Consider the following 13,912-nt stretch of genomic DNA (forward strand, 5'->3'; position numbering starts at 1 on the left):
GCAAGAAGGGGTCCAATGGGCGTTCATCTCGGTGGACGCTTGCGGGCACAGCCCGCTAGGCTCAACCGCCGGATGCGGAAAACCGCATGTCCGGTGGTGTGGGAGGGGTGACGGGCGCAATCCCGTCACCCCGACCCGATCAGGACCGTCCGCGGTCGGCGGGAACAACGATCAAGGCCCACCCAAGCCCCTGCGCCGATGCGCGCACACCGGAGCACCTATTCGGAGCGCGGCGACACCGCGATCAGATGGGACAAAGCCTGCCCGGCCTCCCGCCAACCCCGATCGATGAGTTCCTCGGCACGGTGGAACTCGAAGGCGCGCGCGGCGTCGCGCGGGATGGTGACGATGGCGTCCGGCGTATAGGCGGCGAGCTTGAAGCGCGAGACGATGCCCTGCATGGTTTCGAACGATCCCTGAATCACGTCCCCCAGACCCCATTGCCCGGCTGGCTGATGGCCGGATGGCTGGGGCTGAACCCCGAGCTTGGTTTGGACCTCGTCGATGAAGGCGATGATGCGGCGTTGATAGCCGGCGAGCACATCCGTCGGTTCAGCCGGCGCGGTCACCGGAGCCATCGCGGCCCGGATCGCCGGAACCGACTCGCGGGGGCCGGCCAGATCGACCGCAATGGTGAGGTCCGTACCGTCGCTCAAGGTTGGCGCAATGGGCATCGGATTGACCAGGCCGCCGTCCAACAGCCAACGGCCGTTGATCTCGAACGGAGTAAAAACGGTGGGCACCGCAATCGACGCGCGGATCGCGTCAAACAAAGGTCCGCGATTGAGCCAGACTTCCTTCTCCGCCTCTACATCGGTCGCCACCGCGGTGAAGGTGATCGGCAGATCCTCGATGTTGCGGGCACCGATCAACCCTTTGAGGGTCTCGATGACGCGCTCGCCCTTGAAGAGCCCGGACGGATGCCAGGCGATATCCAAGAGCCGCAGCACGTCGGTCTGACGCAGCGCCCGCGCCCAGCGCTCAAAGGCGTCCAACTCGCCGGCGGCATAGATGCCACCGACCAGCGCGCCCATGGAGGTCCCGGCCACCGAACGGACCGTAAAGCCGTTCGACTCCAGCCAGCGGATGACCCCGATATGGGCGAGCCCGCGGGCGCCGCCGCTGCCGAGGACGAGCGAAACAGTGAGCGGTGTGGTCATTGATGCTCCTTAACGCCGGGCTTCCAGTCGTTCCCACCGGACATAGGCCGCCGCCAATTGGGCCTCGAGTTCGGCGAGGCGCGCCCGCACGGTGACCACGGCCGCGGCGTCACCGCCCTGGTAAAGCGCGGGATCGGACAGGCGCGTCTGCAGGGCACCCTGCTCGGCTTCCATCGCCTCAATGCGCGCCGGCAGTTCGGCCAATTCCTTCGCTTCCTTATAGCTGAGTTTGGCTGCCGGAGCCTTGGGGGCCGGGGTGGCGGCCTGGGCGGCTTGGGTCAAGCCGGCGGTCTTGACCGCGGCCGTGGATGGCGGCGGATCGCGCTGGCGCAGCCAGTCCTCATAGCCGCCCACGTAATCGCGCACCAGACCGTCGCCTTCAAAGACCAGGGAACTGGTGACCACATTATCCAGCAGGGCGCGGTCATGGCTGACCAGAAGGATGGTGCCGGAGAACTCGACCAGCAAAGACTCCAGCAGTTCCAGGGTCTCGGTGTCCAGATCGTTGGTGGGCTCGTCGAGCACCAGCAGGTTGGCGGGGCGGGTGAAGAGCTTGGCGAGCAGCAGCCGGTTACGCTCGCCGCCCGAGAGCGCCTTGACCGGCTGGCGGGCGCGCTCCGGACTGAACAGGAAGTCGCGCAGGTACGACAGGACATGACGGGGCTGCCCGTCCACCATGACCTGGTCGCTGCCCTCGGCCACGTTATCTTGGACGGTCCACTCCGGATTGAGCTGGGCGCGCAATTGATCGAAGTAGGCGACCTGCAGGTTCGTCCCGCGGCGAATGGTCCCGGACTGGGGCTCGAGGTCGCCGAGCAGCAGCTTGATCAGCGTGCTTTTGCCGATGCCGTTGGGTCCAATGATGCCGATCTTGTCACCGCGCAGGATCAGTGTGTTGAGCTCCCGCACCACCGGCGCACCGCCCCAGCCGAAGGTGACGCCATCGGCCTCGGCCACCAGCCGGCCGGAGCGTTCACCCTCGGTGAGACGCAGGCGGGCCGTGCCTTGCTGCTCGCGCCGCTCCATGCGCTCGCGGCGCATCGACTCCAGGGCGCGCACCCGACCCTCGTTGCGCGTGCGCCGCGCCTTGACACCCTGACGGATCCAGACCTCCTCGTCCGCCAGTCGGCGGTCGAAATGCGCATTGGCCAGGGCTTCCGCATGCCGACGCTCCTCTTGTCGGCGCAGATAGTTGGCATAGTCACCGGGCCAGTCGGTAAGGCACCCGCGGTCCAATTCCAGGATGCGGGTGGCGACCCGCTGCAGAAAGCGCCGATCGTGGGTAATGAACAGGAGCGCCCCCTGAAAGTCCTTGAGAAAGCCCTCCAGCCAATCGATCGAGTCGATATCCAGGTGGTTGGTCGGCTCATCGAGCATCAGGAGATCCGGCTCCAGCACCAGCGCCTGGGCCAGCAGCACCCGCCGCTGGAGTCCGCCGGAGAGGTCATTGAATGCAGCCTCGGCATCCAGCCCCAGGCGCGAGATGACGCGCTCGGTACGCTGTTCGATTTCCCAGCCGCCGCGGTCATCCAGTTGTTGCTGAATCTGCGCCAGGCGCGTCAGGTCATCGGCCTGAGCGCCCGCCGTCAGGTGGTGCGACAGGTGGAAATACTCGCGCATCAATGCGCCCAGATCGCCGAGCCCCTCGGCCACCAGATCGAAAACGCTTGCGTCCTCGTGACGGGGAATTTCCTGCGCCAACCGCGCCACCCGCAGGCCCTGCACGCACCGCACCGCGCCGGAGTCCGGCTGGATTTCGCCGGCGATGATCTTGAGCAGGGTCGACTTGCCGGCCCCATTGCGTCCGATGAGACAGACCCGCTCACCCTTGTCGATGGCGCATGAACAGTCCTCCAACAAGGGCGGAAGACCATAGGAGAGGGCGACCGATTCGATACTCAAGAGACTCATGGAGATTCCGGGAGTGGGCCTGGGGCCGCCGACGCGACGGCGCTGAAGTTCGGCAGGGTATCCTAAAAACCGCCGTCACGCCCCGGCGCGGATCGGCTAACATATTGATTGAGTCAAGCCGCGCACAGACTGCGGCACGGTCGGCCGCGAACCCGGCCGACGGCGCCCGACGAAGACCGCAACGCCCTCAATCCACAGACGGATCGCGCACCGATGCCCACGGATCAGTCCGACCAATCACCCCGACCCGACGCCGCCCCGGCGGTCATCCTCCGTCAGCGGATCGATCTGCTTTACGACGCCGTGCCTTTCTCCCTGTTCGGCGTCAGCACTGGGGCCATCCTGACCGTCTGGCTGATCTCTCACGGCGACCCCGATGGCGTGCAGTCCGCGTGGCTCGCGACGGCCCTCGCACTCAGCGCCGTGAGGCTTCTAGGCTATTTCTACTTCCGCCGCGGCACGGGTTATCGGGCGCCGGACCGGCTGCGCCTGACCTGGGCCCTGGGTGGTGTGATCCTCAACGGATTGGTGTGGGGTGCGACGAGCGTGATCCTGTTCCCGGCAGGTGATCCGCAAGGCCAGGTGGTGCTCGCCTTCGTCATCGCGGGAATCACCGCGGGCGGGATCAATGCCGTCTCGGTATTCCTCATACCCTCGGTGCTGTTCACCGCGCTGGTGCTAGGCCCCCTGATGGCACGCTTGTGGCTTTTCGAGTCTGAACTCGGACCTGGCGTCGCGCTAACCTGCTTGCTCTATGCCGTGTTGCTGGCTTTCTCCGCGATCCGCTACAATCGCACACTGATCGACAGCCTGCGCATGCGCAATGCCCGCGAACAGGCCGAGGCCGACATCGTGCGCCAAGCCTATCACGATCCGTTAACCAACCTGCCGAATCGTCGGCTGCTGCTGGAATACCTGCATCAGGACTTAGCCCTGGCGCGCCGCCACGGCCACCTGGGGGCGCTCGTGTTCCTCGATCTGGACCGCTTCAAGACCGTCAACGATTCGCTGGGGCATCAGATCGGGGACGGGCTGCTGCAAGCCGCGGCCGCGCGGCTGCGGGCTGAGATCAAAGATGGCGACACGGCCAGCCGGCTCGGCGGCGACGAGTTCGTGCTGCTCTTCACCGAGTTGTCCAAGGATCCGGTCGACGCCGCTTATCTGGCCCGTCAGGCAGCCGAGCAGGTCCGCCTGGCGCTGGCCGAACCCTACCGGATCGACGGCCACGATCTGCATGTCAGCGCCAGCATCGGCATCGCCCTCTATCCGAGCGACGGCGACGACCCCGACGCCCTGCTGCGGGCCGCGGACACGGCCATGTACCGAGCCAAGGAAGCCGGCCGCAACGCTGTCCGCTTCTTTCTACCGGAGATGCAGGCAGCCGCGGTGGCGCGCATGGAACTGGAACGGGCGCTGCGCCTCGCCCTGACCAACGAGACCCTGGAACTGCATTTCCAGCCCCAGATCGATGGATCCGGGCGGGTGATCGGCGCCGAAGCCTTGGCGCGCTGGCCGGGATCGGGACTCACCGACATATCGCCCGAGGACTTCGTGCCGGTCGCGGAGGAGAGCGGCTTGGTCTACGCGTTCGGGGATTGGGTACTGGAACAGGCCTGCGCGGCCATGGGGGCGATCCGCGCCGCCCCCGGCGGGGCCCGTATCCAGCGACTGGCGGTGAACGTGAGCCCGCGCTATTTCAGGCGTCCGAGCTTTGCCGAGGATCTGGAATTCCTCATGCACCACCACGAGGTTGAACCCTCGGCGATCGAACTGGAGATCACCGAACGCACCCTGGTCGAGGACATCGAAGACACCACCGCCAAAATGGAGCGATTGCGTGCCGTCGGCGTGCGCTTCGCTATCGACGATTTCGGCACCGGCTACTCCTCGCTTGCTTATCTCAAGCGGCTGCCGGTGGACTCACTGAAGATCGACCGGTCGTTCGTGCGCGATCTGCTCTCCGACGCGTCCGCCGCCGTCATCGTCACCGCCATTCTGGACCTCGCGCGCCACCTGGGTCTCAAAGTGGTGGCGGAGGGGGTGGAGACCCCGGAGGCCCACGCCTTCCTGCTCGGGCATCGGTGCGACGAGTTCCAGGGGTTCCTGTTCCATCGGCCGATGACCCTGCCGGATTTCCTCAGCCTTATCGCCGCCGCCCCGGCCGGCGCGGCGACCGCAGGCCAGATGCGGCTTTCTCCAGCATCGTAAACAGGATCAATCTGATGGGCGAAGTTAGGGCAATCGCGCGCATGCGAAATTTTCTGGACGTGGGGCTGGCCGAGCGAGGCCAGGGAGACCTCGCGACGATTCCAGCCAGCATCCGTGACTGCCTGGTGGATACCGGAGCAGTGATGGTCTTGCTTCCAGAGGATGAGGTAGGGAAGCTCGGACTCCTGCGGGGGGACCGGGTCATCGTCACTTACGCGGACGAGCGTAAGGAGGAATTGCCCACCGCCCGCGGTCTCGAAATTCAGATCCTGGGCCGCACGATGGTCACGGATTGCGTCGTCGGTCCACCGCTGTGCGAACCGTTGATCGGTCAGCTGGTGCTGGAACAACTGGATCTGGTCGTCGATTGTGGGCGCAAGACGCTCACCCCCAGGCCGGAATCACCCAATCGGCCCTTGCTGAAGCTCAAGTAGGCGCGCGGTCCCCGTGACAGCCGTCGCCCTTGCTGCGAAGATTGGCGCCTTAACGTACCGCGCGCCCACCCGCAGACCATCCCGAGCCCAACGCTATGAGCAGCAAAGACCATCTCTTCATCTTCGACACCACGCTGCGCGACGGCGAGCAGAGCCCCGGCGCCTCCATGACCCGCGACGAAAAAGTGCGGATCGCCAAGGCACTCGAAAAGCTCAAGGTCGACGTGATCGAGGCCGGCTTCCCGATCGCGAGCCCGGGTGATTTCGAAGGCGTCAAGGCGGTGGCCGCGGTCATCAAGGATTGTCGGGTGTGCGGTCTGGCGCGCGCGCTCGACAAGGACATCGACCGCGCCGGCGAGGCCCTGGCCGGGGCGAATGCCGGACGCATCCACACCTTCATCGCCACCTCCCCGATCCATATGCAGAAGAAGCTCAACATGAGCCCGGATCAGGTGCTGGAGCAGGCGGTCTACGCGGTGCGCCGCGCGCTGCGGTACACCGACGACGTGGAGTTCTCCCCGGAGGACGCCGGCCGCTCCGAGATCGATTTTCTGTGTCGGGTGCTGGAGGCCGTGATCGACGCCGGGGCGCGTACCGTCAATATCCCGGATACGGTCGGTTACAACATCCCCCACCAATTCGGCAGCCTGATCCGCACGTTGAAAGAGCGGGTGGTGAACGCCGACAAAGCGATCTTCTCGGTGCATTGCCACAACGACCTGGGGCTCGCCACCGCCAACTCGCTGGCCGCCGTGCGCAACGGCGCCCGCCAGGTGGAGTGCACCATCAACGGGCTGGGCGAGCGCGCCGGCAACGCCGCGCTGGAAGAGATCGTCATGGCGGTGCGTACGCGCCAGGATCTGTTCGACTGCGACGTGCGGCTCGATACCACCCAGATCGTTCCCTGCTCGCGGCTGGTGTCGGGCATCACCGGGTTCCCGGTCCAGCCCAACAAGGCCGTGGTCGGGGCCAATGCCTTCGCCCATGAGGCCGGCATCCACCAGGATGGCGTGCTGAAGCACCGTGAAACCTACGAGATCATGCGCGCAGAGGACGTTGGCTGGAACGCCAACCGCATGGTGTTGGGTAAGCACTCCGGACGCAACGCCGTGCGCAGCCGGCTCCAGGAACTCGGGGTGGTACTGAAGTCCGAAGAGGAACTCAACGCCGCCTTCTCACGCTTCAAGGACCTGGCGGACAAGAAACACGAGATCTTCGACGAGGACCTCCAGGCGCTGGTCAGCGACGCCAGCCTGGATGCGACCAACGAGCGGGTCAAGCTGGTCTCACTGCGGGTTTGCTCCGAGACCGGGGAGGTTCCCAAGGCGGACCTGATCCTGATGCTCGACGGCGAGGAGCAACCCGGCACCGCCATCGGCGGCGGTCCGGTGGACGCCACCTTCAAGGCCATCGAAGCCATCGTCAACAGCGGTACCGTACTCAAACTCTATTCGGTCAACGCCATCACCAGCGGCACCGATGCTCAGGGCGAAGTGACGGTGCGGCTGGAAAAGGGCGGGCGCATCGTCAACGGTCAGGGGGCGGACACCGACATCGTCGTCGCCTCGGCCAAGGCGTATCTCAATGCCTGCAACAAAATCCTGCTGGCGCCGACGCGCGCCCATCCGCAGACCGGGGACGTCTGAGTCCTCACGTGAACGAGGCCGTGAACTGGTCCATGACCGAGCCGATGACCGGGGCAGTGCGGGCGCGATGATGGACGAATCACGACGCCGCGCCTACCTGCGCGCCATGGGAATCGACCTGTGGGTTCCGCGCGGGGGCGCGGCGGCCGGGGACAATGGACTCCTCACGACAGCATCTGCACCCGCCGAGCCGCCGCGACCACCACCGGCGGCGCCGGCGCTTGCGCCGCCGGTGGCCCTGCCGCCTGAGCCACCGCCCGAACCGCAGAGCGACTCACGATGGGAGCCTGTTTGGGAGCCGGACTGGGAGCCCGCCCCGGCATCGCACACCGCGCCGGTGCCGGCGGACGCCCGGCCGCCGCTCGCGCCATCCGGCCGCCAGCCGCGGCCTGGTCCGACACCGCCGGCCGTCGCCACCCTGCCGCCCGATCCGACCGGCATGGACTGGGACACCCTGGCCGCGACGGTCGCCGGCTGTCGCGCCTGCGCCCTGTGTGAGACCCGCACCCAGACCGTTTTCGGGGTCGGTGATCGCCAGGCGCGCCTCCTGGTGATCGGTGAGGCCCCGGGGGCGGATGAGGACCGGGCCGGTGAACCCTTCGTCGGCCGCGCCGGACAGTTGTTGAACCGCATGTTGGCGGCCATTGGTCTTGACCGCGACCAGGTCTATATCGCCAACATTCTCAAATGCCGGCCGCCGGGCAACCGTGATCCACGCCCCGACGAGGTCGAACACTGCCGGGGCTACCTGGCGCGGCAAGTTGCGCTGGTCCGGCCCCGCGCGATTCTGTCCGTGGGCCGCATCTCCGCTCAAACTCTGCTGGGTACCGACACGCCGGTCGGCCGACTGCGTGGACGCTGGTTCGACTATGGTCCCGACGCCATCCCCCTGCGCGTGACCTATCACCCGGCTTACCTGCTGCGGTCACCGGAGTACAAGGGCAAGGCGTGGGAAGACCTGACCGCACTGGCCAAGCGGCTCGGCGACCGAGCGGACTAAGGTGATTTCCGGGAAAGGACCTACCGACGTGTAGGGGCGACTTAAGTCGCCCCTACAGACCTACCGAGCTTGCAGGCTTGCGCAGTCGGGATGTTCATTCCCGGAAATCGCCCAAAGACTCTCACGCCCGCGGTTCGCGATCCTTGTGCCGGAAAAAAATGTACTTGACTATTTAAGCAACTACTAATATGATTTCTTCCGTGGGTGGTGATGTACGTGGCCCACTTGCTGCCAACAACACAATCGAACTGGAGAGAGACAGATGAAGAAGCTTGCTACTGCTGCCGCGATCGCCGCCCTTTTGGGTGTTTCCGCCTCCGCCTCCGCCTGGTGGGGCCCTTGGGGCAACAACGGCTACGGCAACAATGGCTGGGGCAACAACGGCTGGGGCGACGGCATGGGCGACGCTTTCAGCGACATGTTTGGTGACGGCTACGGCGATTTCAACATGAGCATGAGCGGCGGCGGCACCGGCCGCGGCTATGGCCGTGGTCGTGGTTATGGTCGCGGCTATGGTTACGGTGACGGCTATGGGAACGGCTACGGCTACGGCGCGCCCTATGGCTATGGCTACCCCTACGGCGGCTATGGCGTTCCTTACGGTGGTTATGGCGTTCCCTACGGCGCCCCTTACGGTATGCCCTACCCCGCACCGGTCGCGCCGGTTGCCCCCGCTGCGCCGGCTCAGACCGAAGCCAAGTAACGCGCTCGGCAGGGACGCGCATCGGCACGCAAGGATGGCGTGCTAAAAAAAGCCAGGCAATGCCTGGCTTTTTTTATGAGCACTAGCCCAAGTCTGGAGCCGCCGCACCTGACATCCAGACAGACCTTTGGTGTAGGGGCGGGTTTTATAGCCTTCTTAACCTGATATCCGGACAGACCCTTGGTGTAGGGGCGGGTTTGAAACCCGCTGCTAGGTCCGGTTATCACGTCCGATGGCTATCAACCCGCCCCTTGTCCGTCTGGGTGCCGAGCCATCAATGCGTGATCACCGAACCTGGCCTACCTTGAAAAATCGCCCCGAGGGCGCTTTTTCTAGGGCGCCGTGCGAAGATCCCGACCCGAAGCCCCTAAGCCGTAACCCACACCTCCGATGAAGCCTCCCGCCGACACCCAACCCGCCCTGCACTCGCCCCTGAACCCGCCGCTGCCGACCCGCCCCGGCGAGCGCCTGCTGTGGGGCAAGCTCCAGGGGGTGGCGCCGGCACTGGCCATTGCCGCGGCGGCGCGCCATCATCCGGGTCTGGTGCTGGCGCTGGTCGATGATGTCCAGGCCGCGGCCCGACTGCGCGATGAGCTGGCCTTCTTCCTGGCCGGCGCGCCGGGCACGGACCCGCTCCCGCTGCTCAGCTTCCCGGACTGGGAGACCCTGCCCTATGACGTGTTTTCGCCGCTGCCGGAACTGATCTCGGAGCGGCTGCTGACCCTGCACCGCCTGCCGGACCTCAGGCGCGGCGTACTGGTGGTGCCCGTCGCCACCCTGTTGCAGCGGCTGCCGCCGCAGGACTATGTCGACGGCCAGTCACTGGTGCTCAAGATCGGCGAGCGCCTGGACCTGGACGCGACCCGCCGCCGGCTGGAGCGGGCCGGGTATTCCTGCGTCTCGCAGGTGATGGGGCACGGCGAGTTCGCGGTGCGCGGCTCGATTCTGGACTGCTTCCCCATGGGCAGCCAGGAGCCGCTGCGCATCGACCTGATGGACGATGAGGTCGACACCATCCGCACCTTCGACCCCGAGACCCAGCGCACCCGCGAGCGCCTGACCCAGGTGCGGATGTTGCCGGCACGCGAGTTCCCGCTGAGCGAGGAGGCGATCTCGGGCTTCCGTCAGCGCTATCGGGCGCTGTTCGAGGGCGATCCCAAGGCGAGCCTGATCTATCGGGAGGTCTCCGAAGGCCGCACCCCGGGCGGGCTGGAGTATTACCTGCCGCTCTTCTTCGAGCAGACCGCGACCCTGTTCGACTATCTGCCGGACGGGGTCCTGACCCTGGAATCCGCTCACTGCCGGGAAGCCGCCACCACCTTCCTGGACGGCGTCGAGGCCCGCTACGAGCAGCGCCGACATGACGTGGAGCGACCCTTGCTGCCGCCCGCCCGGCTCTGGCTGGCCGCCGATGAACTGGCCCACCGGCTCAACGGCCTGTCCGGTGTCCTCTACCAGCGCGGCGAACTGGAGGAGCGGCGCAAGGGCTATGCGCAAGCCCACAACTTCGCCACCCGCGCCCTGCCCCCGCTCGGCATCCAGGCGCGCGCCGAGCACCCGGCCCAGGCCCTCACGCACTTCCTGGCCGAGCCCGGGCGCCGCTGCCTGTTCGTCGCCGAAGGTCTGGGCCGGCGCGAAATGCTCAACGACCACCTGCACGGCTTCGGCATCCGCCCCCGCCAGGTCGAGGGCTGGGCAGCCTTCCTGAGCGGCCGGGACGCGATCAACATCACCGTCGCGCCCCTGGAGCAGGGCCTGTGGTTACCGGATCCGAATCTGGTGATCGTCACCGAGACCCAACTCTACGGCGAGCGGGTCCGCCAGGAGCGCCGCCGCAAGGCGCGTGAGCGCGACGGCGAGTCGATCGTCCGCAACCTGACCGAACTGACCGCAGGCGCCCCGGTCGTCCACGAGGACCATGGCGTCGGGCGTTATCTGGGCCTCCAGACGCTGACCATCGGCGGCATGACCACCGAGTTTCTGACCCTGGAATATGCCAAGGGCGACAAGCTCTATGTCCCGGTCAGTTCACTGCATCTGATCTCGCGCTACACCGGCGCCTCACCCGAAACCGCCCCGCTGCACCGCCTGGGCGGTGATCAGTGGGACAAGGTCAAACGCAAGGCCGCCGAGAAGGCCCACGACGTGGCCGCCGAACTGCTGGACATCTATGCCCGGCGCGCGGCGCGCGAGGGCGTCGCCTTCCCCGCGCCGGGGCAGGAATACGCCGCCTTCGCGGATGCCTTCGCCTTCGAGGAGACCCCGGACCAGTTGCGCGCCATTGAGGGCGTGCTGGCCGACATGGAAGACCCCAAACCGATGGACCGCGTCGTCTGCGGTGACGTGGGCTTCGGCAAGACCGAGGTCGCCATGCGCGCCGCCTTCGTCGCCGCCGACGGCGGCCGTCAGGTGGCGGTGCTGGTGCCGACCACCCTACTCGCCCAGCAGCACTTCGAGAACTTCTCCGACCGCTTCGCCGACTGGCCGATCAAGGTCGAGAGCCTATCGCGCTTTCGCACCGCCAAAGAACAGAAAGTCATTCTGGACGGCCTGGCCAACGGCACCCTGGACATCGTGGTCGGTACCCACAAGCTGCTGCAGCCCAGTGTCAAGTTCAAGAACCTGGGGCTGGTGATCATCGACGAGGAACACCGTTTCGGCGTGCGCCACAAGGAGCAGATGAAGTCGCTGCGCGCCGAGGTCGACGTGCTGACGCTCACCGCCACGCCGATCCCGCGCACCCTGAACATGGCCATGTCGGGCCTGCGCGATCTGTCGATCATCGCCACCCCGCCGGTCGAACGCCACCCCATCAAGACCTTCGTCAGCCCCTGGAACGACGGGCTGATCCAGGAAGCGGTGCAGCGTGAATTGAAACGCGGCGGTCAGGTCTACTTCCTCCACAATGAAGTGGAGACCATCGAAAACCAGGCGCAGAAGCTCGAAGAATTGATCCCGGAAGCGCGGGTCCAGGTCGCCCACGGCCAGATGCGCGAACGCGATCTGGAACGGATCATGCGCGACTTCTATCACCAGCGCTTCAACCTGCTGGTGTGCACGACGATCATCGAAAGCGGCATCGACGTGCCCAGCGCCAATACCATCGTCATCAACCGCGCGGACAAACTGGGGCTGGCGCAACTGCACCAATTGCGCGGCCGGGTCGGCCGCTCCCATCACCGCGCCTACGCCTATCTGATCACCCCGCCGCCCAAATCCATGACCGAGGACGCCAGGAAGCGCCTGGAAGCGATCGAATCCATGGAAGACCTGGGCGCCGGCTTCACCCTCGCCACCCATGACCTGGAAATCCGCGGCGCCGGTGAACTCCTGGGCGATGAACAATCCGGTCAGATCCACGAGATCGGCTTCAGCCTCTACATGGATCTCCTGGAGCGGGCGGTGCAGGCACTCAAAGCCGGCCGCACCCCGGAACTGGACCGCCCGCTCGACCACGGTGCCGAAATCGATCTGGGCATCCCCGCGCTATTGCCGGCCGATTACTTGCCCGACGTGCACACCCGCCTGGTGCTCTACAAGCGCATCGCCAGCGCCAAGGACCAGGAGGAATTGAAAGAACTCCAGGTCGAAATGATCGACCGCTTCGGGTTATTGCCCGAACCGGCCAAGAACCTGCTGGCGATTACCGAACTCAAGCTCATTGTCCAGCCGTTTGGGATCAAAAAGATCGAGGCCGGCCCGGCGGGCGGGCGGGTGCTCTTCGCGGCGGATACCAAGGTTAACCCAACCCGGTTGATCAAGCTGATTCAAACGAAACCGAAAGAATACAAGCTTGATGGCGGGGATAAGCTGCGGTTCTTTCGTGATCTTACCGACCCCGCTCAGCGGATTGCGCAGGTGGGAAGGGTGGTGGAGCAGTTGGTGGGGTAGGCGACCGGAGACCGAGGCTTACCGCAAAAGTCGCGCAGCGACCCCGTGGGAGCAGCGTCCCGCCGCGATGGGGCCGGGCGTGTCACCGTAGCGTTCGAGGTCACCGCGGCACCGCATCGCGGCGGGACGCCGCTCCCACGGGGACCATTTGAATTACGGTGACAGATCCGTAGGGTCCGCTGTGCGGACCAGCGGCCTCGCCGTTGGTGAGAGGGCCGAATTTATGATCAACGCCTCCACGCCTGGCCACTGGAGGTCGAGGGAACGTCGCGTCGGGAACGCGCTCCTCATCTCCCCCTTCGGGGAGGGCCGGGGAAGAGAACTGCCATGGCCATTAGCAGGTCGAGTCCAACGCAAAGCTGAGATCCCTCGTTGGGCTCGCCTCGGCATGACTGAGCGGACTACACTCACCAGAACCCTCCAGCGGCGACTGCGCCTCCCATGAAGATCCGCTCCATCCATACCCAAGACGCCGGTCCGCTCGCCAGCCAAGTCTTCGATTTCAAAGATTCCTGGAGCGATGAGGTCGCACCGCGGGTGTTGTTCAGCGGTCCCAACGGCACCGGCAAGTCGTGGTTGCTGCGTGCCACCGCCACCCTGTGGGGAGCCTTCGGCCATTGGCTTCACACGCGCACCCCGCTGCCGGCCCGTCCCAGCGATCACCACCGGTTTCGGCAGTGGGGTAGTTTTGCGCTGATGCTGGAGCAAACACCCTTCGGAGCGTCCCCGCTTCTCCTGGTCCACGGCACCATCGATTTTATCGACACCCTGGACCTGCTCTATCCGGATCACGCCTTGGTCGGCGAACGCGTGCCGCATTCCACCAACGGACGCTCAGCGGGTCGCGAACTGATCTGGCGCCCGCAAGGTCTGCGGCTGGACGACTGGGCCGAGGCACGTCACCGGATGCTCGTCTCCCCCGAGGGCGGCGGATCGCCGAACGTCATTTTCTTGGACGC

Annotated in this window: 9 protein-coding genes; 7 read left to right on the top strand and 2 right to left on the bottom strand. The window is 65.9% G+C overall.

Annotated elements, in window-relative coordinates; genetic code table 11:
* Positions 1-218: 218 nt before the first annotated feature.
* Positions 219-1,160, bottom strand: coding sequence for a patatin-like phospholipase family protein (locus tag QZY03_RS00820; protein ID WP_295577228.1), 942 nt, complete (start codon positions 1,158-1,160; stop codon positions 219-221).
* A 9-nt stretch (positions 1,161-1,169) separates the two neighbouring features.
* Positions 1,170-3,071 (bottom strand): ATP-binding cassette domain-containing protein, encoded by a 1,902-nt coding sequence (locus tag QZY03_RS00825; RefSeq protein WP_295577230.1) that lies wholly within the window; start codon positions 3,069-3,071, stop codon positions 1,170-1,172.
* Between the two features lie 213 nt (positions 3,072-3,284).
* Here QZY03_RS00825 and QZY03_RS00830 point away from each other — a divergent pair, with 213 nt between their 5' ends.
* From QZY03_RS00830 to QZY03_RS00860, 7 genes are all read left to right on the top strand, one after another.
* Positions 3,285-5,279 carry an EAL domain-containing protein gene (locus QZY03_RS00830; RefSeq protein ID WP_295577232.1) on the top strand — a complete coding sequence of 665 codons (1,995 nt, stop codon included), beginning with the start codon at positions 3,285-3,287 and terminating at the stop codon, positions 5,277-5,279.
* A gap of 41 nt (positions 5,280-5,320) precedes the next feature.
* Entirely contained in the window at positions 5,321-5,713 is a 393-nt protein-coding gene (locus QZY03_RS00835) for a hypothetical protein (protein ID WP_295577234.1), read from the top strand.
* A 95-nt stretch (positions 5,714-5,808) separates the two neighbouring features.
* Complete coding sequence (locus tag QZY03_RS00840) at positions 5,809-7,359, top strand: 2-isopropylmalate synthase (RefSeq protein ID WP_295577237.1); 1,551 nt, start codon at positions 5,809-5,811, stop codon at positions 7,357-7,359.
* Positions 7,360-7,429: 70 nt separating this feature from the next.
* Positions 7,430-8,359 (top strand): uracil-DNA glycosylase family protein, encoded by a 930-nt coding sequence (locus tag QZY03_RS00845; protein ID WP_295577245.1) that lies wholly within the window; start codon positions 7,430-7,432, stop codon positions 8,357-8,359.
* Between the two features lie 262 nt (positions 8,360-8,621).
* On the top strand, positions 8,622-9,062 hold the full coding sequence (locus QZY03_RS00850) for a sulfur globule family protein (protein WP_295577239.1): 441 nt from the start codon (positions 8,622-8,624) through the stop codon (positions 9,060-9,062).
* Positions 9,063-9,452: 390 nt separating this feature from the next.
* Entirely contained in the window at positions 9,453-12,953 is a 3,501-nt protein-coding gene (gene mfd, locus QZY03_RS00855; RefSeq protein WP_295577241.1) for a transcription-repair coupling factor, read from the top strand.
* 441 nt (positions 12,954-13,394) lie between these two features.
* On the top strand, positions 13,395-13,912 hold a 518-nt coding region (locus QZY03_RS00860), incomplete at its 3' end, for a hypothetical protein (protein ID WP_295577243.1).

It is taken from the genome of uncultured Lamprocystis sp. (genome assembly GCF_903933125.1).
Lineage (GTDB): Bacteria > Pseudomonadota > Gammaproteobacteria > Chromatiales > Chromatiaceae > Thiodictyon.